Origin of the sequence: Pseudomonas fluorescens (assembly GCF_000802965.1) — a bacterium.
Classification (GTDB): Bacteria; Pseudomonadota; Gammaproteobacteria; order Pseudomonadales; family Pseudomonadaceae; genus Aquipseudomonas; species Aquipseudomonas fluorescens_A.
The window spans coordinates 44,672-70,679 of the sequence record NZ_JSAK01000015.1; the positions used below are offsets into that span (position 1 = coordinate 44,672).

General features: G+C 59.7%; 21 protein-coding genes. 17 read left to right on the forward strand and 4 right to left on the reverse strand.

The features are described from left to right. Positions 1–337: 337 nt before the first annotated feature. A complete protein-coding gene (locus tag NL64_RS12725; protein ID WP_034148427.1) occupies positions 338–1,351 on the forward strand; it encodes an ABC transporter substrate-binding protein in 1,014 nt (337 codons plus the stop codon). A 123-nt stretch (positions 1,352–1,474) separates the two neighbouring features. Here the strand turns inward: NL64_RS12725 and NL64_RS12730 are convergent, their stop codons facing one another. Further along, on the reverse strand, positions 1,475–2,395 hold the full coding sequence (locus NL64_RS12730) for a LysR family transcriptional regulator (RefSeq protein WP_034148428.1): 921 nt from the start codon (positions 2,393–2,395) through the stop codon (positions 1,475–1,477). A gap of 182 nt (positions 2,396–2,577) precedes the next feature. On the opposite strand from NL64_RS12730, the gene NL64_RS12735 reads away from it, so the two are divergent. Next, positions 2,578–3,498, forward strand: coding sequence for a TauD/TfdA dioxygenase family protein (locus tag NL64_RS12735; RefSeq protein WP_034148429.1), 921 nt, complete (start codon positions 2,578–2,580; stop codon positions 3,496–3,498). A gap of 235 nt (positions 3,499–3,733) precedes the next feature. On the opposite strand, the gene NL64_RS12740 is transcribed toward NL64_RS12735, so the two are convergent. Continuing rightward, on the reverse strand, positions 3,734–5,350 hold the full coding sequence (locus NL64_RS12740; RefSeq protein WP_034148430.1) for an alkaline phosphatase family protein: 1,617 nt from the start codon (positions 5,348–5,350) through the stop codon (positions 3,734–3,736). A 328-nt stretch (positions 5,351–5,678) separates the two neighbouring features. Then, complete coding sequence (locus NL64_RS12745) at positions 5,679–6,623, reverse strand: LysR family transcriptional regulator (RefSeq protein WP_034148431.1); 945 nt, start codon at positions 6,621–6,623, stop codon at positions 5,679–5,681. Between the two features lie 166 nt (positions 6,624–6,789). Between NL64_RS12745 and NL64_RS12750 the strand changes: the two genes are divergently transcribed. The 12 genes from NL64_RS12750 to NL64_RS12805 all read left to right on the forward strand — a co-directional run bounded on the left by NL64_RS12750 (position 6,790) and on the right by NL64_RS12805 (position 19,244). Further along, on the forward strand, positions 6,790–9,162 hold the full coding sequence (locus tag NL64_RS12750; RefSeq protein ID WP_034148432.1) for a TonB-dependent receptor: 2,373 nt from the start codon (positions 6,790–6,792) through the stop codon (positions 9,160–9,162). A gap of 23 nt (positions 9,163–9,185) precedes the next feature. Next, on the forward strand, positions 9,186–10,526 hold the full coding sequence (locus NL64_RS12755) for an aryl-sulfate sulfotransferase (RefSeq protein WP_034148433.1): 1,341 nt from the start codon (positions 9,186–9,188) through the stop codon (positions 10,524–10,526). Positions 10,527–10,799: 273 nt separating this feature from the next. Beyond that, positions 10,800–11,618, forward strand: coding sequence for an energy transducer TonB (locus tag NL64_RS12760; RefSeq protein WP_034148434.1), 819 nt, complete (start codon positions 10,800–10,802; stop codon positions 11,616–11,618). A 44-nt stretch (positions 11,619–11,662) separates the two neighbouring features. Next, positions 11,663–12,388, forward strand: coding sequence for a MotA/TolQ/ExbB proton channel family protein (locus tag NL64_RS12765; RefSeq protein WP_034148435.1), 726 nt, complete (start codon positions 11,663–11,665; stop codon positions 12,386–12,388). Between the two features lies 1 nt (position 12,389). Beyond that, entirely contained in the window at positions 12,390–12,791 is a 402-nt protein-coding gene (locus tag NL64_RS12770; protein WP_034148436.1) for an ExbD/TolR family protein, read from the forward strand. A gap of 261 nt (positions 12,792–13,052) precedes the next feature. After that, positions 13,053–13,634 carry an alpha/beta hydrolase gene (locus NL64_RS12775; protein WP_034148437.1) on the forward strand — a complete coding sequence of 194 codons (582 nt, stop codon included), beginning with the start codon at positions 13,053–13,055 and terminating at the stop codon, positions 13,632–13,634. 56 nt (positions 13,635–13,690) lie between these two features. After that, positions 13,691–14,614 carry a sigma 54-interacting transcriptional regulator gene (locus tag NL64_RS12780; RefSeq protein ID WP_034148438.1) on the forward strand — a complete coding sequence of 308 codons (924 nt, stop codon included), beginning with the start codon at positions 13,691–13,693 and terminating at the stop codon, positions 14,612–14,614. Between the two features lie 249 nt (positions 14,615–14,863). After that, entirely contained in the window at positions 14,864–15,646 is a 783-nt protein-coding gene (locus tag NL64_RS12785) for a MetQ/NlpA family ABC transporter substrate-binding protein (protein WP_034148439.1), read from the forward strand. A 635-nt stretch (positions 15,647–16,281) separates the two neighbouring features. Next, entirely contained in the window at positions 16,282–16,947 is a 666-nt protein-coding gene (locus NL64_RS12790) for an amino acid ABC transporter permease (RefSeq protein WP_034148440.1), read from the forward strand. Beyond that, a complete protein-coding gene (locus tag NL64_RS12795) occupies positions 16,928–17,587 on the forward strand; it encodes an amino acid ABC transporter permease (protein ID WP_034148441.1) in 660 nt (219 codons plus the stop codon). Before NL64_RS12790 ends, NL64_RS12795 begins: the two co-directional genes overlap by 20 nt. Beyond that, positions 17,584–18,366 (forward strand): amino acid ABC transporter ATP-binding protein, encoded by a 783-nt coding sequence (locus tag NL64_RS12800; protein ID WP_034148442.1) that lies wholly within the window; start codon positions 17,584–17,586, stop codon positions 18,364–18,366. Before NL64_RS12795 ends, NL64_RS12800 begins: the two co-directional genes overlap by 4 nt. Continuing rightward, positions 18,363–19,244, forward strand: coding sequence for a transporter substrate-binding domain-containing protein (locus NL64_RS12805; protein WP_034148443.1), 882 nt, complete (start codon positions 18,363–18,365; stop codon positions 19,242–19,244). Before NL64_RS12800 ends, NL64_RS12805 begins: the two co-directional genes overlap by 4 nt. 116 nt (positions 19,245–19,360) lie before the next feature. Here the strand turns inward: NL64_RS12805 and NL64_RS12810 are convergent, their stop codons facing one another. Continuing rightward, the gene (locus NL64_RS12810; protein WP_034148444.1) at positions 19,361–20,557 is read right to left on the reverse strand and encodes an AAA family ATPase; all 1,197 of its coding nucleotides are present in this window, start codon (positions 20,555–20,557) and stop codon (positions 19,361–19,363) included. Between the two features lie 207 nt (positions 20,558–20,764). Between NL64_RS12810 and NL64_RS12815 the strand changes: the two genes are divergently transcribed. The 3 genes from NL64_RS12815 to NL64_RS12825 are packed head-to-tail and all read left to right on the forward strand — an operon-like array spanning position 20,765 to position 25,982. Continuing rightward, complete coding sequence (locus NL64_RS12815) at positions 20,765–21,868, forward strand: efflux RND transporter periplasmic adaptor subunit (protein ID WP_034148445.1); 1,104 nt, start codon at positions 20,765–20,767, stop codon at positions 21,866–21,868. Next, the gene (locus NL64_RS12820) at positions 21,865–22,932 is read left to right on the forward strand and encodes an efflux RND transporter periplasmic adaptor subunit (protein ID WP_034148446.1); all 1,068 of its coding nucleotides are present in this window, start codon (positions 21,865–21,867) and stop codon (positions 22,930–22,932) included. Before NL64_RS12815 ends, NL64_RS12820 begins: the two co-directional genes overlap by 4 nt. Further along, positions 22,929–25,982, forward strand: a complete 3,054-nt coding sequence (locus tag NL64_RS12825) for an efflux RND transporter permease subunit (protein WP_034148447.1) — start codon at positions 22,929–22,931, stop codon at positions 25,980–25,982. The genes NL64_RS12820 and NL64_RS12825 overlap by 4 nt, the downstream gene beginning before the upstream one ends. Positions 25,983–26,008 lie beyond the last annotated feature (26 nt).

Here is a 26,008-nt window from a genome sequence, read left to right on the forward strand (position 1 = left end):
TTCGCGATTCGAGAATCAAGATCAAAAGATCGCAGCCTGCGGCAGCTCCTACAGAGGCTGCGATCTCGGCGATATCAAGAACACCAAAACGGTTATATGAAAATACAAATCGATGCTATTGAGAGATAAGCGAGACCATTTAAGGCTCCCAGCCCATGCGCATCCAATGCATTCGAAGAATATTTTCGATGCTGTCTATGCATATCGCTCCGCGAAGCCTGTATTTGCTCGCTTAGTTCTAAAAGATATAAAAATGTGAATTTATAGTATTTAAGTACAGGTACAGATTCAGCCTACTTTCTGCTCCTCAATGCCGTCGCCACCAGGAGCCGCACCCATGAACATCCCCTTCAAACGTGTCATCAGCCTGTTCGCCGTGCCGGCCCTGGCAGGCTTGCTGGCGTTCACCGCCCAGGCTGCCGAACTCAAGGAAATCCGTATCGCCGTGCCCGACCTCAGTGCCGGCACACAACACAGCGCGGGCGGCGTGGTGGATGTGCTGCGCGACCAGCAAATCTTCGAAAAGGCCTTCGCCGATCAGGGCATCAAGATTCAATGGAATTTCTTCAAGGGAGCGGGGCCTGTGATCAATGAAGCCTTCGCCAACGGCCAGGTCGATCTGGCGTACCTCGGCGACCTGGCAGCGATCATTGGCAAGTCCAATGGTCTCGATACGCGCGTGCTGAGTGCCTCTGCACGTGGGGTGAAGCATTACCTCGGCGTGGTGCCGGGCTCGGGGATCAAGACCCTGCAAGACCTCAAAGGCAAACGCGTGGCGATCTTTCGCGGTACTGCCACTCAGTTGTCGTTCGATGCGGCGCTGGCTAGCCAGGGTTTGAGCGAGAAGGATCTGAAGATCATCAACCTGGATTTCAACGGTGCGGTCGCGGCACTCGCCGCCAAGCAGATCGATGCGTCCTGGGGCGGTTCCAATTTGACCGCGTTGCAAGCCAAAGGCCTGGCCGAGTTGCCGTTGAACACCAAGGACCTGGGCGGCGCGGGCAGTGTTCAGGCGGTATTGTTGGGTAATGGCAAGTTTGTCGACGAGCACCCGGAGGTGGTGGCGAAACTGCTCAAGGCTCAGCAGCAGGCGGTGCAATGGCTGACCGAGGACAGCAACAAGGACGCCTACATCCAGTTGGTGTCGGGGCTGGCGAGTTATCCGTCGGTGATCCTGACCGAGGATTTGAAGGACCAGAAACTGAGCGAGGTTTTCCCGTCGACCCTGGATCCGGTGTTCCTCGGTAAATTGCAGGATGCGGTGGACCTGGCTTCGCAGCAGAAGCTGATTCGCAAGCCGTTCAAAGTGAGTGATTGGGTGGCGCCTGAGTTGGCTGCTGCCAAGCTCTGAATCGTCGGTGTTTGAGCGGACGCCATCGCTGGCAAGCCAGCTCCCACAGGTTTTTTCTGGTGTTCACAAAATCTGTGTTCACTGGAGACCCCTGTGGGAGCTGGCTTGCCAGCGATGAGGCCATCAAACCGCGACAGCGATCTCCTTTTTGTCCACCGCCACCAACATCTCAATCATTGCCCTCGCCGCCGGTGACAACCGAAACCCGGTGCGACTGACGATTCCGCAGCGTGCATTCATGCTCTCGATGTTTTGCGGCAGATTGCGCCAGTGCAGCAGCACCAGCGAACCCTGGGCGATGTCTTCGACAAACGCTTCTTCCGTCCCCACGCCAATCGCGTTCGATTGCAGCACGATTTTCACCAGCGCCGGATAATGCTCCGTCTCGATGGTTGGGGAAAAATCCATGCGCCCACTCAGATTCGCCAGCAGCTTGCGAATGCCCGGCGGGATCAGTGTGGTGGCCAGCGGGTAATCGAACATGTCGTTGGTCGACAGGCTTTCCTTGGCCAGCAGCGGATGTCCGGGGCGGCAGAAAAACACCCCGCGCTTGGGCGTCAGGGCTTGGGTCTGGAAGTTCGGGTCGGCTTCGAAATGACGGATGTCGGCGATGAAGAATTCGATCTCTTCCCGGCTCAGGGCGCGGCTGAGTTTTTCCCAGTTATCCACTTCGAAACAGGTGCGCACTTTCGGGTGCGCATTGATGAACTGCGCCACCGCATCCGGCACCAGTTTTACCGCCGGGGCGGGTCCGCAACCGAAACGCAACTCACCGGCGTCGAGTTTGGTCATCTGCGTCACTTCGGCGCTGAGCAGTGCCGCGCCTTGCACCAGGCTGCGCGCATGCTGCAGCACCACCAGGCCTTCGGGCGTAGGGCGCAATTCCTTGTTGCCACGGTCCACCAGCACGCAGCCGAACTCTTGCTCCAGCCCTTGGATACTGCGGCTGAACGCCGGTTGAGTGATACCCATGGCGTCCGCCGCACGGACGAAACTGCGGTGTTCGTTGAGGGCGATGAAGTAGCGTAACTGGCGAAGATCCATATGCTTTCCCGGCATCCTAAAAATAGCTCGAAGGCATTTGCGACGAGGGTTGGTTGAGGTTTTAAATGCAAGCTCTTATTCCGTCAACGAAGCATGTGATTATCTATTAGACCTAAAGTGAATATAGATAGAGCGTTGTTTCGCTGCCGCCAACCGTCAGCAGTCCGATCGAGGGTCTACCCATGAGCAATGCCGCTTTAGCTGTAAAACCTGCTGTTCACGCGCTTGAAATCCATCCGGTGGCGGGTCGGATCGGAGCCGAGATCCGTGGCGTGAAACTCTCCGGTGAACTGGACGCCAGCACCGTCGAGGCGATTCAGCAGGCGCTGGTGCAATACAAAGTGATCTTCTTCCGTGAGCAGGCCCACCTCGACGATCAGAGCCAGGAAGCCTTCGCTCACCTGCTCGGCGAACCCGTGGCGCACCCGACCGTGCCGGTGCGTGACGGCACCCGTTTCCTGCTTGAACTGGACGGTGCCCAAGGCCAGCGCGCCAACTCCTGGCACACCGACGTGACTTTCGTCGACGCTTACCCGAAAGCCTCGATCCTGCGCTCGGTGGTTGCCCCGGCGTTCGGTGGCGACACCGTGTGGGCCAATACTGCTACGGCTTACAACGAACTGGCGCCGGAGCTGCGCGAACTGGCCGACAAACTCGTGGCAGTGCACAGCAACGAGTACGACTACGCGGGTGGCAAGCCGGACGTTTCTGAGGAGAAGCTGGAGCGCTACCGCAAGATCTTCACCTCGACCATTTACGAAACCGAGCATCCAGTGGTGCGCGTACACCCGATCAGCGGTGAGAAAAGCTTGCTGCTGGGTCATTTCGTCAAGCGCATCAAGGGCTATTCCCAGGCCGACTCGGCGCACCTGTTCGGCCTGTTGCAAAGCCACGTCATCCGCCAGGAAAACACCGTGCGCTGGCGCTGGAAGGCCGGTGACGTGGCGATCTGGGACAACCGCTCCACCCAGCATTACGCGGTGGATGACTACGGCACCCAGGACCGAGTAGTGCGCCGCGTGACGCTCAAGGGTGAAGTGGCGATCGGGGTTTCCGGGCAGCGCAGTCTGACGGTGAAAGGGCCGGATATCGGCGGCATTTGATCGCACGCCATCGCCAGCAAGCCGGCTCCTACAGGAGGCGGTGTTGATCACAATGGATGTGAACAGCACCAACCCTTGTAGGAGCCGGCTTGCTGGCGATGCTTTTACTGCGGATGTCGGCGGCGATTGATCGTACGCCATCGCTGGCAAGCCAGCTCCCACAGGATTCCGAGTCGTTCACATCCATTGTGTTCAACACCATTTACTGTGGGAGCTGGCTTGCCAGCGATGCTTTTCACCACACGCCGATCTGCACCATTTTCTCGGTTTCCGGTTCACCATAGCGAAACCGTTGCCCACGCAAATCAATCTCCTGATGACTGATAGTGGTCCTGCGCTTCAACCCACGCACCCACTCAAACAAATACCCCGCATGCTCTTCCCGAACGGCGGCATACGCCGGGTCTGCACCCAGATCCCGCAACTCCTGCGGATCATTCAGCAGGTCAAACAACTGCGGCCGAAAGCCGTCGTACGTCAGGTATTTCCAGCGCTCGCTGCGGACCATGGTCATGCGGCAACGGTCAATCGGCTGTTGCAGCCGCTCCCGCGCCGGTGCTTGAAACGCATAGTCGTATTCGCTGATCGCAAAGCGGCGCCAGTCGGTGTTTGTGCCGTGCAGAAGCGGAATCAGCGAGCGTCCTTCAAGTCGATGTTCGGCACTTGGCAACCCCAACGCCTCAAGGAACGTCGGCAGTGCGTCAATGGTTTCCACCAGTCGCTCATCCACCGAACCACGCGTTGTATCCGCCGTCGGGCGCGGGTCGCGGACGATCAGTGGCACGCCTACCGCAGGCTCCAGCAGAAACTCTTTTTCCCCGAGGTAGTGGTCACCAAGGAAGTCGCCGTGGTCGCTGGTGAACACGATCAGGGTGTCATCCCAACGACCGCTGCTCTGAAGAAAATCGAACAGCCGCCCGAGCTGGTCATCGACCTGTTTGATCAGGCCCATGTACGTCGGGATCACATTCAAACGCACTTCATCCCTGGAGAAATTCAGGCTCTCCTCGTGCTGTCGAAACGCGTGGTACACCGGATGATCACTGGCCTCACCCTCGGCTGGACGCACCGGCTCGATCACGTGTTGCGCGCCATACAGCGCGTGATACGGCGCCGGAGCGATGTAGGGCCAGTGGGGCTTGATGTACGACAGGTGCAAACACCACGGCCGCTCACCCTGCTCGGCGATGAAGTCGAGGGCGCGGTCGGTGGTGTAGACGGTTTCCGAATGCTGCTCCGGAATGCGCGCCGGCAGATGGGCATTGCGCATTTTCCAGCCGCTGAGGATTTCGCCTTTATCGCCTTCGCCAGCGTTGGCCCAGTCGTGCCACGGATTGCGCCCGGCATAACCGAGGTCGCGCAGGTAGTGGGTGTAAGGCGCGGATTCGCGTTTGTCATCGAACAACGGGTCGTCGGGAAAGATGCCGTCATGCCGAAAAAACGGCTCGAATCCGACTTCGTTCAGCTCCGAAGCCTGTTCGCCAAGCGGGTCGATGGCCAGCCGTTGCAAAGCATCGAGATTAGGCGTGGCGTGGGTCTTGCCCACCAGCGCGGTGCGGATGCCGTGGGGGCGCAAATAATCACCGATGGTCAGTTCTTCCAGCGGTAACGGCACGGCGTTCCACGCGACTTGATGGCTGCTGACGTAGCGCCCGGTATAGGCCGACATCCGCGACGGTCCGCAGATCGTGCCCTGGGTGTAAGCACGGCTGAAACGCACGCCGGCAGCGGCCAGACGATCGATGTTCGGCGTGTGCAAATGCGGGTGGCCGTAGCACGACAGGTAATCGCGGCGCAGTTGATCGCACATGATGTACAGCACGTTGCGCACGGGGTTTGGGGTGTTGGGCATGGGGTTCACCGATCAAAAGACAGGCGAGGTTTTTCGCTGGTGGGGCGGGGTTGAGGCAAGTGCGTTTGGGGAATGGTTTTTATGCACGGGGTGCATCGTTGTCTGGGCCGACGCCATCGCTGGCAGGCCAGCTCCCACAGTTTTTTGTGTTGATCACAGATTATGGGTTCACACCGATCCACTGTAGGAGCTGGCTTGTCAGCGATGGCGGTAGATCAGACAGCAAAATTTTCCAGCGAACACACCTCAAACAGATTCGATGGTGCTCACAAATTATGTGCCCACCACAGAACCTTGTGGGAGCTGGCTTGCCAGCGATGAGGCCAGCTCAGACGGCAAAATTCTCCAGCGAACACACCTCTTCATCCAGCGCATCCACCTCCTTGATCTGCGCAATCATCGCCTCGGCCAACGGTGACAATCGATACCCCGCGCGGCTGACAATCCCGTAGCGGGTGTACAACTCCTCCAGGTCATCGGCCAGCCCATCGATCTTCAAACGCACCAGTTCACCCTTGGCGTTATGCAGCGCATCGGAGTATTCGCCGACGATGCCGATCGCGTCCGAACGCATCACCACGCCAAGCAGGCTGTAGCTGCTTTCACATTCCACGTTGGGCGTGAAATCCGGCCGTCCGCTGAGATCGACGATGACTTTGCGCAGGTTCGGCGGGCGGATGGTGACGGCCATCGGATAGCTCATCAACTCGGCGGCACTGACGCTTTCACGACCCGCCAACGGATGCCCGGCGCGGCAGCAGAAGTGCCATTTGCGTGGGCGCAGGCGCTGGGTCAGGTAGTCCGGATCGGCTTCGAACTGACGCGTGTCGGCGACGAAAAATTCGAACTCTTCGCTCAGCAGGCGCTTGCTCAGGCTTTGCCAGTCATCCACCTGAAATTGCACCCGCGCCTTGGGGTAGCGGCCAATGAAACAGCCGATGGCCCTGGGGATCAATCCTGCCGCCGGCGCCGGGCCGCAGCCGAAGCGCAACTCGCCGGCCTCCAGGCCATTGAACTGGCTGATCTCGTTGGCCATCTGCTGCGCGCCGCTGACCAGCCGTCGCGCGTGTTCGAGCAACACCAGGCCCTGTTTGGTCGGCGCCAGATCCTTGCGCCCGCGATCCACCAACTGACAACCTACGCTGTGCTCCAGCGCCTGAATGCTGCGACTGAACGCCGACTGCGACAGGTTCACGGCCGTGGCACCCGCGACGAAGCTGCGCTGATCGGCGAGGGCGATGAAGTGGCGGAGCTGGCGCAAGTCGATATGCATTTTTCACATCAAAAATATCGGGGAAATGCATTGGCTATGCATTAGGTCGTTTCCTTATAAAGGCAATCTCTTATGCAGTAAATCTTTGTAAAAACATAAATAAATAACTTTAAAGAATATGCACTGCTGAAAAGTCGCTGTGTGTTTTTTGCCCAGGAGCCGCCTCATGAGTCCGTTGAACCTTGCGTCACCCCTCACACCCCGACGGCTCAAGCGCCTGCCTCTGGCCCTGATGCTGGCCGGGTGCGCCAGTTGGACCCAAGGCTACGCGGCCGAGACGGCCACCCCGGAAGAGGCACCGGCAAAAACCGCATCGGGCCAGGCAAAGACTGACGGCGCGCAGCTGGAAACCGTGACCGTAACCACCCGCCGTCGCGAGGAAAGTTCGCAGGAAGTACCGACCCCGATGAGCGTGGTCAGCGGTCAGGCGCTGGAAACCCAGCGGGTTTATCGCATCCAGGATCTGCAGCAACTGGTACCCAGCGTCAACGTCGCCTACATGCATGCGCGCCAGTCCAGCGTGTCGATCCGTGGCCTGGGCAACAACCCGGCTAGCGATGGCCTGGAGGGCAGCGTCGGGCTGTACATCGACAACGTCTACCTCGGCCGGCCGGGCATGGCGGTGTTCGACTTGATGGACATCGAGCAGCTCGAAGTGCTGCGCGGTCCGCAAGGCACGTTGTTCGGCAAAAACACCACGGCTGGCGTGATCAATATCAGCACGCGGGCGCCGACGTTCACCCCGGAGCGCAGCATCGAAACCTCGGTGGGCGAGGACGGTTACTTCCAGACCAAGGGCACCCTTTCCGGCCCGTTGAATGACGAACTCGCCGGTCGTTTCTCCGCTTATCGCACCCGCAGTGACGGTGACATCAAGAACGAATACGACGGCCATGACTTGAACGGCGGCTCGCGCGATGGCTTCCGTGCGCAGTTGCTGTTCAAGCCGAATGAAACGTTCAACTTGCGCTGGATCGGCGACTACAACGAAGAGGATTCCAGCGCCGGCACCCGCGTGTTGTACGACACCGGGCCGACCATCAATGGCGTCAACCTCTACCAGTCCCGGGCTGCGGCGGCGGGGGCCACGCTGGTCGATGGCACGCACCGAAAGGTCAATCTGAACGACGAACAACACGTCACCGTGCACCAGGGCGGTACGTCGGTCGAGGCCAATTGGACGCTGCCGAGTGACTTCACCCTGACCTCGATCAGCTCCTACCGCTGGTGGAATTTCACCCCGCGGAACGACGACGGCTTGAACGTCTCGTCAACGTACAACGCCGGGGTCTCGGTGGAAGACAAACAGTACTCGCAGGAATTTCGCCTGGCCTCGCCTACAGGCGGGTTCTTCGACTACGTGCTCGGCGCCTACTACTTCGGCAACGACCTGGACAACAAGTCCTTCGCTTATTACGGCCCGCAAGCCGACATTTGGAGCGGCACGCCAGCGGGCGCATTGGCCAACGTGAACAGTGTCGGCAAAGGCCACATTAAAACCGACAGCTTCGCCCTGTTTGCCCAAGGCACCTGGCACCTCACCGAACGGCTGGACTTCACCGCTGGTATACGCGGCACCTACGAAGAGAAAAACGCCTGGGTCAACCGCAATGCGCCAGAGGGTGGTGTGGCGGTGACCGGCGCGGCCGCTACGGCCAGACGCGGGCGCGCCGGGGCTTACGACTCCGGTGATTTGAATCAGTACAGCTCCAGCCCTTCGGGTCTGCTGAACCTCAGCTACCACTTCAATGAGAATCTGCTCGGCTACGCCACCCTGTCCCACGGCGAGAAATCCGGCGGCGTGAACCTCGCCGTCGGCACCGCCCCGGTCGCCGGCGCCGACTCGCTGCTGATCGGCACCGAGCGCGCCAACAACGCTGAACTCGGTTTCAAAAGCACACTCTGGGATCGTCGCCTGCAGCTTAACGCCAACGTGTTCTGGACCCAGGTCAACGGCTATCAAACCAACGCCTACGACGACGTCAACCGCGTGCAATACCTGACCAACGCCGGTTCCGTGCGTTCGCGTGGCGTTGAGTTCGAAAGCACGCTGATCCCGTTGCGTGGCCTGACGCTGAACTTCAACGGCTCGTACAACGACGTCAGCTACCTCTCCTACAAAGATGCGCCATGTCCGCCGGAAGTCAGCCTGGCGCCGGGCGCTCCAGCCTCTTGCGACCTCACCGGCCACCAGGTGGTTGGCGCTTCGAAATGGATCGGCAACGCCAACGGCGAATACAAATGGAACCTGAGTAACGGTCTCGAAGAGTACGTCACCGGCAGCTACGCCTTCCGTTCGAAAGCCGTAGGCACGGTGGAGGACTCCGACTACGGCCAGATCCCGAGCTACGCCGTGGTCAACCTGTCCACCGGCCTGCGCGGCGACTTCAAACAGGGGCAGTGGGACGTCTCGCTGTGGCTGAAAAACGCCTTCGATAAAACCTACTACACGACGCTCTGGACCGCCGCCAACGGTGGCTACGAAGGCTTGCTCGGCACGCCACGGACCCTGGGCGTGACCGGTCGCTACGACTTCTGATCAGACATTCAAGGAGCACCATTATGTTGAGCATCAAAGCGGCTTTGCCGGTGTTGTTCGGCGCGGTAATCAGCGCCGGGGCCTTCGCGGCGCCCAGTGTTTATCCCACCGGCGTCACTCGATACGACCCGGCCAAGGCCTTTAACCAGTACGTGATTTTCAGCGGCGCCGACAAGCAGACCCATCTGATCGACATGAACGGCAACGAAGTGAAATCCTGGCCCCAGGCGGGTTTCCCTTCGGCGATCATCGACCCGAAACTGGTGGGTGGCGAGCGCGGTCATGTGTTGCTGCAACTCGGCGACAAGGACCCCGGCAAGCTCGGTTCGGCCGGCAATGGCCTGGGCAATCAGAGCATCGGCGAGCTGGACTGGAACGGCAAAGTGGTCTGGCAGTGGGGCGACAAGGCACCCGGCGGTGCAGCGCAGCAACACCATGATCAGCGTCGTTTGAGCAACGGCAACACCGTGGTGCTGGCGAACAAGGTGCACAAGGTTGCCGGGTTCAAAGTCCCCGAAGTCATCGACGACGCCATCTACGAAGTCAGCCCCAAGGGCGAAGTGAAATGGCAGTGGCTGGCGTCCGAGCACCTCGATGAATTCGGCTTCACGGCCGAGCAACTGAAACTGGTATACGCCAGCAACGACCCGGACTACCTGCACATCAACAACCTCAGCCTCGTGGGGCCGAACAAGTGGTTCGACGCGGGCGACAAACGCTTCAGCCCGGACAACCTGCTGATCGATTCGCGCAACGCCAACTTCATCGCAATCATCGACAAGCACAGCGGCAAAGTGGTCTGGCGCCTCGGCCCGAACCTGCCGCTGATCAACCCGAAAACCGCGCAAAAACTGCCGCGTCCGGTGGATCAGTTCGTCGGTCAGCATGACGCTCACATCATTCCCGCCGGCCTGCCGGGTGCGGGCAATTTGCTGGTGTTCGATAACCAGGGTTCGGCGGGTTATCCGTCCGTCACGTTGGGGCTGATTTCCGGCTCGCGGGTTTTGGAAATCGACCCGCTGAAAAACGAAATCGTCTGGCAGTACAGCGCCGCCAATTCGAAGCAACCAGGGTGGGCGTTTTACAGCTCGTTCATCAGCAGCGCCCGGCGTTTGCCGAACGGCAATACGTTGATCGATGAAGGCATGAACGGGCGGTTTTTCCAGGTGACGGCCAGCGGTGAAAACGTCTGGGAATACCTCAGCCCTTATCTGGGCAAAGCGCCGGGCAGCGACGCCGTCAGCAACTGGGTCTACCGCGCGCTGCCAGTGAGTTACGACTGGGTTCCGAAGGATACGCCGCGCTCGGAAACGGCGGTGATCGCGCCGGCAGTTGGCGTGCAGCAGACCAACGCCAGTCGCTGATGACGCCGCCGGTGCGCCGAAAACCATGCTCTGCGGGAATATTTTCAATGCCTTAAAAGCATGTGTTTTCGCTCACTTGGCCGGAGCCCTTACGGGCCAAGGCCTGCAGCGAATCGAATGTTTCGATTATTCGTTATTGATCTAAACATAACGTTAAAGATTACTTTAAGAGATAAGCGTCTAGCTCAATGATTAACCCATCGATACGTCGTTCGGGGGATGTCGGGTTCGGCGTATCGGGTCATTCGCAAAGAGACCGCAGGGAGTAAATCAATGGGCAATGTCCAGACCGCTGCCAGCGCACACGAGGTGCTTTGGCGCCAGGCGCCAGGTGGCGAGTTGGTCGACCTCGGGCGGGCACACCGCGTGCCCTTGGGCCAGCTGCGCTTGCAGCGTGTGCCCAAGGGCATCCTGAGCCGACGCGAAACGATCCTGCTCGGTGTGCTGGCGTTGCTGGTGCACGGCGCGGTGATCTACTGGGTCAATCAGCAGCCGACCAAAGCCTTGCCGATCGTGCCGCCGGAAATTCCGCCGATGACCATCGAGTTTTCGCGTCCGGCGCCGCCCGTGGTCGAACCACCGCCACCGGTACCGCCGCCTCCACCACCGCCGGTGGTCGAGCCGCCGCCGCCCGTGGTGGACGAATTGGCAGCAAAACCGGCGCCGCCAAAACCGATTCCCAAGCCAAAGCCGATCGTTAAACAAGTGCCAAAACCAGCGCCAAAAGCAGTCGAGCAACCGCCCGCACCGCCACAACCGGCAGCGCCTGTCGCAGCTCCGGCGCCACCTGCACCACCGGCGCCCGCGCCAGTGACGCCGGCTTCGGCCAACGCCGCGTACCTGAAAAACCCGGCGCCGGAATACCCGTCGCTGGCCCAGCGTCGCGGTTGGGAAGGCACGGTATTGCTGCGCGTGCATGTACTCGCCAACGGCAAGCCCGGCGAGATCCAGATTCAGAAAAGCAGTGGCCGCGAGGCGCTCGATGAGGCGGCATTAAGTGCTGTGAAACGCTGGAGTTTCGTGCCCGCCAAGCAGGGCGATGTCGCCCAGGACGGCTGGGTCAGCGTGCCCATCGATTTCAAGATTCATTAAACCGAAACCTAATTCGCGCGAAACGTTTACACGAGGAATTCACCATGACGTTATTGGCATCTCCACTCGAATCCATCGAAAGCGCGGTGATCTGGCTGCTGGTGGTTTTTTCTGTCGCCACTTGGGGCCTGGCATTGCTCAAGGGTGTGCAGTTCGGTCGGTTGAAAGCCCAAGACCGAAAATTTCATAAGCAGTTTTGGGCTGCTTCCAGTCTGGATTCGGCGGCTGAGCTAGCCGAAACCCAGCCCGGCGCTGCAGCGCGGGTGGCACAGGCCGGTTATGCGGCGATCCAGGTGGGCGAGGCGCCACAGGCTGCGGACTTGAGCCAGGCGATCAATCATCAGGATCGCCTTGAGCGGGCCTTGCGCCAGCAGATCGTGCGCGAACGCCGCTCGCTGGAAACCGGGCTGGCGGTGGTCGCGAGTATTGGCAGTACGTCGCCGTTCATTGGTTTGTTCGGCACGGTGTGGGGAATCATGGAGGCGTTGAAAGGCATCAGCGCAGCGGGCTCGGCGAGCCTGGAAACAGTCGCCGGGCCGATTGGCGCGGCGTTGGTCGCCACCGGTGTGGGTATCGCCGTCGCGGTGCCGGCAGTGCTGGTTTACAACTACTTTTTGCGCCGTTTGAAGTTGACGGCGGCGGACCTGGATGACTTCGCCCACGACTTCTACAGCCTGGCACAGAAGAGTTCGTTCCGCGTGTTGATCCACCCGACGGCGCACAAAGTCACGGCATCGGGCAGCGCGCAGAAAGTGAAGGAGGCGTCCTGATATGGCCTTCTCCACGCAAGACAGTGATGAGGTGCTGAGCGAGATCAACGTGACACCGCTGGTGGACGTGATGCTGGTGCTGTTGGTGGTGTTCATCGTCACCGCGCCGCTGCTGACCAATGCGATCCCGATCAACCTGCCCAAGACCGAAGCGGTGGCGCCGGTGGAGCAGAAGGACCCGCTGGTGGTGAGCATCGACGGGGCTGGCAAGCTGTTTATCAACAAGGATGAAATCCAGCCGGATTTGCTGGAATTCAATCTACAGGCGGCCAAGGCCAAGGACCCGGAAGTGCGGGTGCAGTTGCAGGCCGATGACGGAGTGAATTACGGCGAAGTGGCGCGGGCCATGGCGTCCATTGAGCGGGCAGGGATTACCAAATTGTCGGTGATCACCGCGCGCTGACAAGTTTTCGATTTTCCGGGGCCGTCTCCTTGGCAGGGTGCGGCCCCTTTTTTATTCCGGCCAGACACAAAACCTGTAGGAGCTGCCGCAGGCTGCGATCTTTTGATCTTTTTAAAAGCAAGATCAAAAGATCGCAGCCTGCGGCAGCTCCTACATTGTTATTCGATATAGATCTTAATAAATAGCTTCTTATTCCTTAACGAATATAAATCCCGTCCCTATACTCGATCAGGAACAGACACGCAGCAGGAGAGCTCACCCATGCGCAACGAATCAATTCGCTACCTGATCGTGCCGGGCTGGCAAGGATCGCCGGAAGATCATTGGCAAAGCCACTGGCAGAACAGCCTGCCGAACAGCGCACGGGTGGAGCAGGACGACTGGCTGACGCCGCGTCGTGAAGACTGGGTGGCGGCATTGGCCGAGGCGATTGCCGCCGACAGCACCCCCGTCATCCTGATTGCCCACAGCTTGGGTTGCATCACCGTCGCGCATTGGGCGGCTACCGCGCCTGTGCAGTTTTTGCGTCAGGTACGCGGTGCGTTGCTGGTCGCTCCGGCGGACGTCGAACGCCCGGCCTGCGCGCCAGCCCTGCGCAATTTCGCACCGATTCCTACGGATCTGCTGCCATTCCCCAGCCAGGTCGTCAGCTCCGACAACGACGCCGCCATCAGCGCGCCGCGGGCTCTGGAGCTGGCACGTAACTGGGGTGCGGAAGCGGGGATCCTGGCGGGTGCCGGGCATATCAATGTGAAGTCGGGTCATCAGCGTTGGGAGCAGGGTTTTGCCTATCTCTATCGTCTGCAAAACCGCATGGAACACCACGCCCTGCGCCGCGCCTGAATCTATTATTTCTTTCAACGCCCCCGTCGTTCGGCGGTTTAGGGCGGGAGCCTGCCATGAGTTTTGAAACCTTCGGCCAGCCACTGCTGACCTTTCCCGACGCTGAAAAAAGCCCCCTGAGCATCCGCGCCAAGGCGCTGGTTTTCGTAGATCCGCGCTCGCGGCAATTGCGTCAGGAGCTGGAGCAACTGGCGCCGCGTTCGATCTCGGTGCTGATCCGTGGTGAAACCGGCAGCGGCAAGGAACTGTTGGCGCGGCACATCCATCGCGCCAGCGATCGCGGCGGATTGTTCGTCTCGGTCAATTGCGGCGCGATCAGCCCGACCTACGCCGATGCCGAATTGTTCGGCTATGCCGCCGGCAGTTACAGCGGCTCGGCCAGCAGTCGCGCCGGCTGGTTCGGTTCGGCCAACGGCGGCACGTTGTACCTGGATGAGATCGGCGACCTGCCGCTGCCGATCCAGATCAAATTGCTTGCCGCTCTGGAAAACCACGAAGTGACGCGCGTCGGTGCGCATCAGCCGAGCCCGGTGGATGTGCGGCTTGTCGCGGCCACCAGCATCGACCTGGCCCAGGCTGTCGCTGCCGGCAAATTCCATGAGCGGCTCTATCACTACCTCAGCGAAGGCCAGCTCGAACTGCCGGCCCTGCGCGAGCGGGTGGGCGACATCCTGTCGCTGGCCGAATACTTCCTCGGCATCTACAGCCAGCGACTGGATCTGCCAGTGCCGCTGATCAGCGAGGCTGCGCAAGCAGTGCTGGAGCGACACAGCTGGCCGGGCAATACCCGCGAGCTGGAAAATGTCATTCATTTTGCGTTGCTGGTGAGTACCGGCGACGAGATCCTGCCGGAGCATTTGAATTTGCCGGATGAAGGTCTGGCGCAGATCGAACAGCAGCTCAAGCGGATTCTCGACAAGGGTTCCGTCGCCGAAAAAGACGCCCTGAAACAAATCCTTAAAAACGCCGGCCTCCTGTAGGAGCAAGCTTGCTCGCGATTGGGCCTCCGCGGTTTTTCTGTTCAGACGCCATCTCTGGCAAGCCAGCTCCTACAGGGAATGCGCGAGCTAGAGCGGAATGAACAAAATGGAATATGAGAGTGAATAAAAGATATTGTTCGGGAATATAAAATCCCGGTATTGTCCGCTCCACGCCGGCGATAGCACTTCGCTGGCACTTAATATCTAGCCGTCGCCACAAGCGACTGTGATTTTCGATAAGGACACTGCATGAAAAAGGTTCTGTTGTTCACCGCACTGGCGGCTGCCCTGACTGCGGGCCTGGCCCAGGCTGGCGAGAAACTGGTGGTCGCGGCGACCCCGGTTCCACACGCCGAGATTCTTGAACTGATCAAGCCAACCCTCGCCAAAGAAGGCGTGGACCTGGAAATCAAAGTCTTCACCGACTACGTTCAGCCTAACGTGCAGGTCGACCAGAAGCGTCTGGACGCCAACTACTTCCAGACCCTGCCGTACCTGAAAAGCTTCAACGAAGGTAAAGGCACTAATCTGGTGACCGTGATCGGCGTTCACGTTGAACCGTTCGGTGGCTACTCGAAGAAAGTCAAAACCCTGGCCGAGCTGAAAGACGGCGCGACCATTGCCATTCCTAACGAAGGCAGCAACAGCGGCCGTGCCCTGATCCTGCTGCAGAAGGCTGGCCTGATCGAGTTGAAAGACCCGAAAAACGCGTTGGCTACGCCGAAAGACATCGCCAAGAACCCGCACAACTTCAAGTTCAAGGAACTGGAATCGGCCATGCTGCCGCGCGTGCTGGATCAAGTTGACCTGGACATGATCAACACCAACTACGCGCTGGAAGCGGGTCTGAACCCGGCTAAAGACGCGCTGGTGATCGAAGGTGCAGATTCGCCTTACGTGAACTTCCTGGTGGCTCGCCCTGACAACAAGGACAGCGCCGCCATCCAGAAACTGGCCAAAGCCTTGACCAGCCCGGAAGTGAAAGCATTCATCGAGAAGAAGTACAGCGGCGCGGTACTGCCGGCGTTCTGATTCGCGAGGTAAACCCCTTCAAGGTTTCCAACGCCGACGGCTGATGCAGCGTCGGCGTTTTTTTGTGTATCGATAATCTGTGGCGAGCGAGCTTTTTGTGGCGAGCGAGCTTGCTCGCGCTGGGTTGCGAAGCAACCCCAAAAACCTGTGCATGCGGTCGATCATGCACACCGCGTTGCCCAGGTTTGCGACTGCTGCGCAGCCGAGCGGGAGCAAGCTCCCTCGCCACAAAAAACCGACCTCATTCACTGATGAAATTCAGGCCACCCTGGCCTTCAACGCCCGGCGCAGCGCCACCAATAACTTCACGATGTCCTGCGGATTCATCGGTTGCAGCACTTTTGCATCTGCCATGTTCTCGTCCTTGTGAGTGATCGGCCGGGGGAGTCTGGCCAAAAGCGGTCCGTCCTTGGAGGGGCAAATCGAAAAAAAGATCCTTCCTACGGCGCAAAGGAAAATAGTCGTCTTCCGTCGCCTCGGCAAATGCCCGGGATAGTTTTTTGTGTGATATCAATATGCTTTATCGGTATTTAAATTATGATTTTTATACCTTTAAAGTTGGTGCTTGCCGGACCGTTATCCATGGCCCGTGGACTGCACCACCGTCGCTTACCGAGCGGCGTCCAGGATGTTCAATGAACTTCGATTACGCATTTATCCTCAGCACCCTGCCGGCGTTTCTCAAGGCCGTGGGCGTGACACTGCAGGTCGGATTTATCGCCATCGGCACCTCGTTGTTGGTGGCGCTGATCAACGCGACGATTCTGGTATTTCGTACGCCTTACTTGCAGCGGCTGGTTGGCCTCTATGTCGAATTGGCCCGCAACACACCGCTGCTGATCCAGTTATTCTTCGTCTATTTCGCCTTGCCTGCGTTGGGCATCAAGGTTTCGGGTTTTGCCGCGGCAATCATCACCATGACCTTCCTCGGCGGCGCTTATCTCACTGAAGTGCTGCGTGCCGGCGTGGACGCCGTGCCTCAGGCGCAACTCGAGTCCGGTCGTTCCATCGGCCTGTCCCACGGGCAATTGCTGCGTTACGTGATCATGCCGCAGGCCGGCATCCTCAGTTTGCCGTCGCTGTTTGCCAATTTCATTTTCCTGCTCAAGGAAACCACCGTGGTCTCGGCGGTGGCGGTGCCGGAAATTTTGTACACCACCAAGAGCTACATCGCCCTCTATTACAAAACCTACGAAATGCTCGCCGTGCTGACGCTGATTTGCGTGCTGCTGTTTTTGCCGCTGTCGCTGTTGCTCAGCCGTCTGGAAAGGAGGCTCCAGCATGGCCAGTTCGGGTCTTGAGTTGTTGTGGGTGTCGTTGCCGCAACTGGGCAGGGGCGCGGCGCAAACCCTGTCGATTTCATTTTTGAGCATCGCCATCAGCACCGTCGGTGGTGTGCTCTACGGCGTGTTGCGCACGCTGAATGTGACGTGGCTGAACGCAATCCTGCGGGTCTATCTGGAACTGTTTCGGGCGATCCCGGTGCTGGTCTGGTTGTATTTGCTGTTCTTCGGTTTGCCGATTTTCTTTGGCCTGAGCATTCCGAGCTTCTGGTGCGCGGTGCTGGTGCTGTCGCTGTGGGGCGCCAGTGAAGTCGGCGAGGTGGTGCGCGGTGCGTTGCATTCGTTGCCGCGCGGGCAGCGTGAAGCCGGGCTGTCGATTGGTCTGAGCGACCCGCAACTCTACGGCTACGTGCTGCTGCCGCAAGCGCTGAAGCGCATGACGCCGCCGACCATCAACGTGTACACGCGGATCATCAAGACCAGCTCCCTGGCGGTGCTGATCGGTGTGGTGGACGTGATCAAGGTCGGCCAGCAGATCATCGAACGCACCTACGAATCTGTGCTGATCTACGGCGCGCTGTTCCTGTTTTTCTTTTTCATTTGCTACCCGTTGTCGGCCGCCTCGCGCGTGCTGGAACGGCGCTGGACGCAAGCATGAGCGCATTGATCGAGTTCAAGGGTTTCAACAAGTTTTTCGGTGAGCATCAGGTGCTCAAAGACATCGACCTGAGCGTGAAGCCGGGCGAAGTCATCGTCATCCTCGGCCCCAGCGGCTGCGGCAAAAGTACATTGCTGCGTTGCCTCAATGGTCTGGAAGTCGCCCACGGCGGCAGCCTGAAATTCATTGGCCGAGAGCTGCTGAACAAGTCCACCGATTGGCGCGAAGTGCGACAGCAGATCGGCATGGTGTTCCAGAGCTATCACCTGTTCCCGCACATGAGCGTGCTCGACAACTTGCTGCTCGGCCCAGTGAAAGTGCAGAAACGCGACCGCCGCGAAGCGCGCGATCAGGCTGAAGCGTTGTTGGCGCGGGTAGGTTTGCTGGACAAGCGCGATGCGTTTCCAAGACAGCTCTCCGGCGGCCAGCAACAACGTATCGCCATTGTCCGTTCGCTGTGCATGAACCCCAAGGTCATGCTCTTCGATGAAGTCACCGCCGCCCTCGACCCGGAAATGGTCAAGGACGTGCTGGAAGTGATTCAGGGTCTGGCCCGTGAGGGCATGACGCTGTTGATCGTCACCCACGAAATGGCCTTCGCCCGCGCCGTGGCTGACCGCATCGTGTTCATGGATGCCGGGCGAATCCTTGAGCAAAACCCTCCCGAGATTTTCTTTACGAACCCGCAAACCGCACGAGCGCAGCAGTTCCTGGAGAAGTTCTCCTACGTCGCCGCACTACCCAAAACGACTCAAACAAAGGAACTGGAACTGCCATGAAAACTGCCAAGTCTTCACTCTTGCTTCTGCCACTGCTGGGCCTTGCACTGCTGGCCGGCTGCAACAAAACCGAAGAGCCCGCCAAGCCGAAAGTTGCCAGCGAAAGCACGGCGCCAGCCAGCTATCTGGAAAAGATCAAGGCGCGGGACAAACTGATCGTGGGCGTCTTCACTGACAAGCCGCCGTTCGGTTTTGTCAATGAAGCCGGGCGCTACGTCGGTTTCGATACCGACATTGGCCGCCAGTTTGCCAAGGACCTGCTGGGCGATGAAAACAAGGTCGAGTTCGTTGCCGTGGAACCGGCAAGCCGTATTCCGTTCCTGCAAAGCGACAAGGTCGATCTGATCCTGGCCAACATGACTGTCACGCCGGAGCGCAAGGAAGCGGTGGAATTCACCAACCCTAACCTCAAGGTCGCCGTTCAGGCATTGGTGCCGCAGGACAGCGCGGTGAAAAACCTCGATGACCTGGCGACCCGCACGACCATCGTCACCACCGGCACCACCGCCGATATCTGGCTGACCAAGAATCATCCGGACTGGAAACTGCTGAAGTTCGAGAAAAACTCCGAGTCCCTGCAAGCCCTGGCCAACGGTCGTGGTGATGCCTATGCACAAGACAATCTGGTGCTGTTCAGCTGGGCCAAGCAGAACCCTGGCTACCGCGTGCTGAGCCAGACCCTGGGCGCTGAAGCGCCGATCGCGCCGGCGGTGAAAAAGGGCAACATCGAACTGCGCGACTGGGTGAACGCCGAGTTGGCGAAGTTGGGTGAAGAGAAATATCTGCTCAAGCTGTACGACCAATACGTGCGTAAAGAGCTGAGCGATGACACCAAGCCTGAGAGCGTGATTGTCGAGGGTGGGAAGTGGCAGGGGTGACTCTCTAGTTTTTGTATCGATTTTTCAGCCGTCATCGCCAGCAAGCCGGCTCCTGCAGGGATCACCTCAATCCTGTAGGCGCTGGCTTGCCAGCGATTGGATTTCTCGGGCACCGCCTAATCCGGCCAATACCACGCCGGCTCATCCAGCATCCGCTGCCCGACGATCCCGGTCTGGCCGAGGTTTTTCTCCAGCACAATGCAATTGCATTGCGGATCTTGCTGCAACGCCGAAATCAATCGCCGCGCGTGGGACACCACCCACACCTGACACTCTCCGGACGCGCGGATGATCAAGCGTGCCAGCGCCGGCAGCAGGTCCGGATGCAGGCTGGTTTCCGGTTCGTTCAGCACCATCAATGTCGGTGGTCGAGGCGTCAGCAGCGCCGCTATCAGCAGCAAGTAACGCAAGGTCCCGTCCGACAATTCCGCCGCCGACAACGGCCGCAACAATCCTTCCTGATAAAACTCGATTGCAAAGCGTCCACCCACCAGCGGCTCGATATGCAGTCGTGCACCAGGAAAAGCGTCGCTGATTGCGTTCTGCAATGCCTCGGGGTCGCCGATTTCGATAATGGTTTGCAACGCTGCCGCCAGGTCTCTGCCGTCGTGGTGCAGCACCGGCGTGCGCGTACCCAGTTGTGGCTGACGCACCGGTGCATCGGCGTCGCTGCGAAAGTGATCGTAGAAGCGCCAGCGGCGGATGAACTCACGCGTCTCCAGCACCTCCGGCGAGTTACGCAGGCTGCCGACCTGATCGAACAGGCTGTCGAAATTCGGCGTGTGTTGTGCCAGCACGTCCCAGCTACGGTTGGCGCGCGCACGGATCAGCGGGCCGTCACGGTCCACCAGCAGGCTCGCCGGACGATAGAACGGCCCAGCCCACAAACACTCGCGCTTGATTTGTGGGTCGAGGCTGAAACGTGACGGAATAGGGGCGCTGTACCCGGGCAACATGAAATGACCGTTGGAATCGGGGAGCCCAAGGCTGATCGAGTAACCGAAGTCTTCCCCGTTAAACCCTAACCGCAGGCGCTTAACCCCGTGTCGTACCGTCGCTTCGATTGGCACTTCACCGTTGCGCATGCGCCGGGTGATGGTTTCCGGACCGGCCCAGAAGGTCGAATCCAGTCCACCCTCACGGGCCAACGCATTGACCACGCCGCCCTGAGCGGTTTCTGCCAGCAGTCGCAAAGCACGGTAGAGATTGGATTTGCCGCTGCCATTGGGGCCAGTGATCAGGTTCAGCCGACCCAGCGGGATAACCAGTTTGTTGATTGAGCGATAATTGGCCACCGCGAGGGTTTTAAGCATGGAAGACGTTCTCTGTGACCCGCATAGATAGCGGAGCATTGTAGGAGCTGCCGCAGGCTGCGATCTTTTGATCTTGATCATTTAAATACAAAAGATTGCAGCCTTCGGCAGCGCATACAGAGGAAATGGCAAATTTGCGTGGGCGAAGGTTAAAGCCTGTTCTAAGCTGACAGACGAATCGCGCCCGTTAAACGCAAAGGAGTCTGCATGGCTGGTCCCGGATTGAAAATTGCGCTTGGCCTGAGCCTCCTGGCTTTGCTGAGTGCTTGTGAAAAAGAACAACCGGTCGAGAAGGACCGGCCACGGGTCTTCGTGCAAGAGGTCAAGCCGGCCGAGTACGCCGCCAACATCACGCTGACCGGCGATGTGCAGGCAAGGGTGCAGACCGAACTGTCGTTCCGCGTTGGCGGCAAGATCATCCAGCGTACGGTGGATGTCGGTGACCGGGTTTCGGCCAAGCAGGTGCTTGCCCGTCTTGATCCCAAGGACCTGCAAACCAACGTTGACTCGGCGCTGGCTCAGGTTGTCTCCGAGCAGGCCAAGGTCAAGCAGAACGCCGCCTCCTTCGTACGCCAGCAAAAACTGCTGCCCAAGGGCTATACCAGCCAAAGCGAATACGATTCCGCCCAAGCCGCATTGCGCAGCAGTCAAAGCTCGCTGGCGGCGGCCCAGGCGCAATTGGCCAACGCCCGTGAACAATTGAGTTACACCGCGTTGATCGCCGATGCGCCGGGTGTGATCACGGCGCGGCAGGCCGAGGTTGGCCAGGTCGTGCAGGCCACGGTGCCGATTTTCAGCCTGGCCCGGGACGGTGAGCGGGACGCAGTGTTTAACGTCTACGAATCGCTGTTGGCCGAGCCGCCGTCTGATAGAGCGGTGGTGGTCAGCCTGCTGGATAATCCGGCGATCAAGACTACCGGGACCGTTCGGGAAGTCACCCCGGCCGTCTCCGAGCAAACGGGTACGGTGCAGGTCAAAGTCACTCTCGACGGGTTGCCCCAAGGCATGCAGTTGGGCTCGGTGGTGAGTGCCACCGCCAATACCCGGGGTAAATCTGCCGTGGAACTGCCGTGGTCGGCGCTGACGAAAAATGTCAGCAAGCCGGCGGTGTGGATGGTGGACGGTGAGGGCAAGGCGCAATTGCACGACGTTACGGTGGGCCGCTACCTGACCGGTAAAGTCATCATCAGCGCCGGCCTGACGGGTGGCGAAAAAGTCGTCGTCGCTGGCGGCCAGTTGCTGCACCCCGGGGTGAAGGTGGAGATCGCCGAAAACACCTACAAGGAACTGTCCGAGGGGGCTCAGCCATGAAGCGTCTTTTACTGCTTTTGGCCGGTGTGATGCTGGTGGCCTGCTCGAAAAAAGAACCGCCGCCTGAGCCGATTCGTCCCGTGCTGTCGATCAAGGTCGAGGCGCTGGGCGAGCAAAACCTCGGGCGCTTCGCCGGTAGCATCCAGGCCCGATACGAATCCAACGTCGGTTTCCGGGTGCCGGGACGTATTGCCAGCCGCAGCGTGGATGTCGGTGCCGAAGTCGAGAAGGGTGCTTTGCTCGCTACGCTCGACCCCACCGACCAGCAGAACCAGTTGCGCTCTGCCGAGGGCGATCTGGCGAGTGTCCAGGCGCAATTAATCAATGCCCAGGCCACCGCCCGGCGCCAGCAACAATTGTTCGATCGTGGCGTGGGTTCGCAGGCGCAACTGGACGCCGCGCAGACGGACTTGAAAACCACTCAGGCCTCGCTCGATCAGGCCAAGGCTGCTGTCAGCCAGGCCAAGGACCAGCTCAACTATGTTGAATTGCGCTCCGATCACAAGGCCGTGGTGACGGCGTGGAATGCCGAAGCCGGGCAAGTCGTTACCGCCGGCCAGCAGGTGGTGACCCTGGCGCAACCGGACATCAAGGAAGCGGTGATCGACCTGCCCGACACCCTGGTCGATCAATTGCCCCCAGGCGTGGTCTTCCAGGTCGCCTCACAACTGAACCCGGACATCGCCACAACCGCCACCGTGCGTGAAATCGAACCCCAGGCCGAAAGCGCAACCCGCACCCGGCGCGCGCGCCTGACCCTGAGCGAAACACCGACCGCGTTTCGCCTCGGTACGGCAATCAGCGTGACCTTGAGCTCGGCGATCACGCCGCGTATCGAACTACCCTTGAGCGCATTGCAGGAGGTCGATGGCAAAGCGCGCATCTGGATCGTCGACACGCAGGCGCAAACCGTATCCCCGCGAGACGTCAGCATCGTCAGTCGCACCGACACTACGGTGGTGGTGGCCAATGGGGTGAAGTCCGGCGAACGAATTGTCAGTGCCGGTGTGAACAGCCTCAAACCGGGGCAAAAAGTGAAAGTCGATGAGGGCAGCCCGCAATGAAAGGGAGTTTCAACTTATCCGAATGGGCGCTCAAACATCAGTCGTTTGTCTGGTATTTGATGTTTGTCTCTCTGCTGATGGGCGTGTTCTCGTACATCAACCTGGGCCGCGAGGAAGACCCGTCGTTCACCATCAAGACCATGGTGATACAGACTCGCTGGCCCGGTGCGACTCAAGAGGAAACCCTCAAGCAGGTCACCGACCGTATCGAGAAAAAACTCGAAGAGCTTGATTCCCTCGATTACGTGAAAAGCTACACCCGCCCCGGCGAATCCACGGTCTACGTGTACCTGCGCGACACCACTAAGGCCAAGGACATTCCGGAAATCTGGTACCAGGTGCGCAAGAAGATCACCGACATTCGCTACTCGTTCCCCCAGGGTATTCAGGGGCCGTCGTTCAACGACGAGTTCGGCGACGTGTTCGGTTCTATCTATGCCTTTACCGCTGACGGCCTGTCGATGCGCCAGTTGCGAGACTACGTTGAGCAGGCACGTGCCGATATCCGGGGTGTGCCGGGGTTGGGCAAGATCGAGATGATCGGCCAGCAGGACGAAGTTCTCTACCTGAACTTCTCGACCCGCAAACTGGCGGCGCTGGGTATCGACGAACAGCAAGTCGTACAAAGCCTGCAAACCCAGAATGCCGTCACTCCGGCCGGGGTGATCGAGGCCGGTCCCGAGCGGATTTCCGTGCGCACTTCCGGGCAGTTCATCTCCGAGAAGGATCTGGCCAACGTCAACTTGCGGCTCAATGATCGCTTCTATCGTCTGGCCGACATTGCCGATATCCGCCGTGGCTACGTCGACCCGTCGACGCCGGAGTTTCGCTATAACGGCCAGCAAGCCATCGGTCTGGCCATTGCCATGCAAACGGGCGGCAACATCCAGGCCTTTGGCAAGGCACTGCATCAGCGCGTGAGCGAACTGACGGCCAATCTGCCGGTGGGCGTTGGCGTGCACAACGTGTCCGACCAGTCTGTCGTGGTGGAAGCAGCCGTCGGTGGCTTTACCAGCGCGCTGTTCGAAGCCGTGGTGATCGTGTTGGTGGTCAGCTTCATCAGCCTCGGCGTGCGCGCCGGGCTGGTGGTGGCGTGCTCGATCCCGCTGGTGCTGGCGATGGTCTTCGTCTTCATGGAATACAGCGGCATCACCATGCAGCGGATTTCCCTCGGCGCGTTGATCATCGCCCTCGGCCTGCTGGTGGATGACGCGATGATCACGGTCGAGATGATGGTCTCGCGGCTGGAACTGGGCGATACCAAGGAGCAGGCGGCAACTTTTGCCTATACCTCCACGGCGTTCCCGATGCTCACCGGGACCCTGGTGACTGTCGCCGGCTTCGTGCCGATTGGCCTGAACGCCAGCTCGGCCGGCGAGTACACCTTCACCCTGTTTGCGGTGATCGCCGTGGCCATGCTCGTTTCGTGGATTGTCGCGGTGTTGTTCGCCCCGGTGATCGGCGTGCACATCCTCAGCGCCAAAGTGAAGCCGCACTCGGCTGAGCCGGGGCGTCTGGGGCGCGCCTTCAACAGTGGCCTGCTGTGGAGCATGCGCAACCGCTGGTGGGCGATCGGCTTCACCGTGCTGCTGTTCGCGTTGTCGGTGGTCGGTATGCGTTTTGTGCAGAACCAGTTCTTCCCGTCCTCGGATCGCCCGGAAATCCTCGTGGACCTGAACCTGCCGCAGAACGCCTCCATAGATGAAACCCGCAAGGCCGTGGACAAGCTCGAAGCGACGCTCAAGGGTGACCCGGATATCGTGCGCTGGAGTACTTACGTCGGCCAGGGCGCGATTCGTTTTTATCTGCCTCTCGACCAGCAACTGCAGAACCCTTATTACGCGCAACTGGTGATCGTCGCCAAAGACTTTGAAACGCGTGCAGCGCTCAGCGATCGCTTGCGTGAGCGTTTGCGCAAAGACTTCGTCGGCATCGGCAGTTTCGTGCAAGCGCTGGAAATGGGTCCACCCGTGGGGCGGCCGATCCAGTACCGCGTCAGCGGCCCGGACATCGACCAGGTGCGTAAGCACGCCATCGATCTGGCCAGCCAACTGGACAAGAACCCGCACATCGGCGAAATCATTTTCGACTGGAACGAGCCAGGCAAGGTGCTGCGCATCGACATCGCCCAGGACAAGGCGCGGCAACTTGGTTTGTCGTCCGAAGACGTGGCAAACCTGATGAACAGCATCGTCAGCGGCTCGACGGTGACTCAGGTTGACGATGACATTTACCTGATCAACGTGGTCGGCCGCGCCGTGGATGCCGAGCGCGGTTCGCCGGAAACCCTGCAAAACCTGCAGATCCTCACCCCGGGCGGCACCTCGATTCCGCTGCTGGCGTTTGCTTCCGTGCGCTACGAACTGGAGCAACCGCTGGTGTGGCGCCGCGACCGCAAACCGACGATCACCATCAAGACCGCAGTGGTCGGTGATATTCAGCCGACCGATCTGGTGACACTGCTCAAGCCGGATATCGAAAAATTCGCCGCGGCGTTGCCGGCAGGGTACAAGGTCGCCACGGGCGGTACGGTGGAGGAAAGCGCCAAGGCCCAAGGGCCGATTAACCAGGTCGTGCCGTTGATGGTGTTCCTGATGGCCACCTTCCTGATGATTCAGTTGCACAGCGTGCAGAAGATGTTCCTGGTGGCCAGCGTCGCGCCGCTGGGCTTGATCGGCGTGGTGCTGGCGCTGGTGCCCACCGGAACGCCGATGGGCTTCGTGGCGATCCTCGGCATCCTCGCACTGATCGGCATCATCATCCGCAACTCGGTGATCCTGGTGACCCAGATCGAGGAGTTCGAGGCTCAAGGGTCTTCACCGTGGGATGCCGTGGTGGAAGCCACAGAACACCGTCGGCGACCGATTCTGCTGACGGCGGCAGCCGCGAGCCTGGGCATGATCCCGATTGCCCGGGAAGTGTTCTGGGGGCCGATGGCCTACGCGATGATCGGCGGGATCATCGTCGCGACCCTGCTGACGCTGCTGTTTTTGCCGGCGTTGTATGTGGCCTGGTACAGGATTCGCGAGCCTAAGAAAGAGTCGGCATAACCCAAAAGCAAAAGATCGCAGCCTCT

Excerpts from the sequence above, each read along its gene's own strand:
- NL64_RS12725 (WP_034148427.1), top strand. The coding sequence starts at position 338 with ATGAACATCCCCTTCAAACGTGTCATCAGCCTGTTCGCCGTGCCGGCC.
- NL64_RS12730 (WP_034148428.1), bottom strand. The coding sequence starts at position 2,395 with ATGGATCTTCGCCAGTTACGCTACTTCATCGCCCTCAACGAACACCGC.
- NL64_RS12735 (WP_034148429.1), top strand. The coding sequence starts at position 2,578 with ATGAGCAATGCCGCTTTAGCTGTAAAACCTGCTGTTCACGCGCTTGAA.
- NL64_RS12740 (WP_034148430.1), bottom strand. The coding sequence starts at position 5,350 with ATGCCCAACACCCCAAACCCCGTGCGCAACGTGCTGTACATCATGTGC.
- NL64_RS12745 (WP_034148431.1), bottom strand. The coding sequence starts at position 6,623 with ATGCATATCGACTTGCGCCAGCTCCGCCACTTCATCGCCCTCGCCGAT.
- NL64_RS12750 (WP_034148432.1), top strand. The coding sequence starts at position 6,790 with ATGAGTCCGTTGAACCTTGCGTCACCCCTCACACCCCGACGGCTCAAG.
- NL64_RS12755 (WP_034148433.1), top strand. The coding sequence starts at position 9,186 with ATGTTGAGCATCAAAGCGGCTTTGCCGGTGTTGTTCGGCGCGGTAATC.
- NL64_RS12760 (WP_034148434.1), top strand. The coding sequence starts at position 10,800 with ATGGGCAATGTCCAGACCGCTGCCAGCGCACACGAGGTGCTTTGGCGC.
- NL64_RS12765 (WP_034148435.1), top strand. The coding sequence starts at position 11,663 with ATGACGTTATTGGCATCTCCACTCGAATCCATCGAAAGCGCGGTGATC.
- NL64_RS12770 (WP_034148436.1), top strand. The coding sequence starts at position 12,390 with ATGGCCTTCTCCACGCAAGACAGTGATGAGGTGCTGAGCGAGATCAAC.
- NL64_RS12775 (WP_034148437.1), top strand. The coding sequence starts at position 13,053 with ATGCGCAACGAATCAATTCGCTACCTGATCGTGCCGGGCTGGCAAGGA.
- NL64_RS12780 (WP_034148438.1), top strand. The coding sequence starts at position 13,691 with ATGAGTTTTGAAACCTTCGGCCAGCCACTGCTGACCTTTCCCGACGCT.
- NL64_RS12785 (WP_034148439.1), top strand. The coding sequence starts at position 14,864 with ATGAAAAAGGTTCTGTTGTTCACCGCACTGGCGGCTGCCCTGACTGCG.
- NL64_RS12790 (WP_034148440.1), top strand. The coding sequence starts at position 16,282 with ATGAACTTCGATTACGCATTTATCCTCAGCACCCTGCCGGCGTTTCTC.
- NL64_RS12795 (WP_034148441.1), top strand. The coding sequence starts at position 16,928 with ATGGCCAGTTCGGGTCTTGAGTTGTTGTGGGTGTCGTTGCCGCAACTG.
- NL64_RS12800 (WP_034148442.1), top strand. The coding sequence starts at position 17,584 with ATGAGCGCATTGATCGAGTTCAAGGGTTTCAACAAGTTTTTCGGTGAG.
- NL64_RS12805 (WP_034148443.1), top strand. The coding sequence starts at position 18,363 with ATGAAAACTGCCAAGTCTTCACTCTTGCTTCTGCCACTGCTGGGCCTT.
- NL64_RS12810 (WP_034148444.1), bottom strand. The coding sequence starts at position 20,557 with ATGCTTAAAACCCTCGCGGTGGCCAATTATCGCTCAATCAACAAACTG.
- NL64_RS12815 (WP_034148445.1), top strand. The coding sequence starts at position 20,765 with ATGGCTGGTCCCGGATTGAAAATTGCGCTTGGCCTGAGCCTCCTGGCT.
- NL64_RS12820 (WP_034148446.1), top strand. The coding sequence starts at position 21,865 with ATGAAGCGTCTTTTACTGCTTTTGGCCGGTGTGATGCTGGTGGCCTGC.
- NL64_RS12825 (WP_034148447.1), top strand. The coding sequence starts at position 22,929 with ATGAAAGGGAGTTTCAACTTATCCGAATGGGCGCTCAAACATCAGTCG.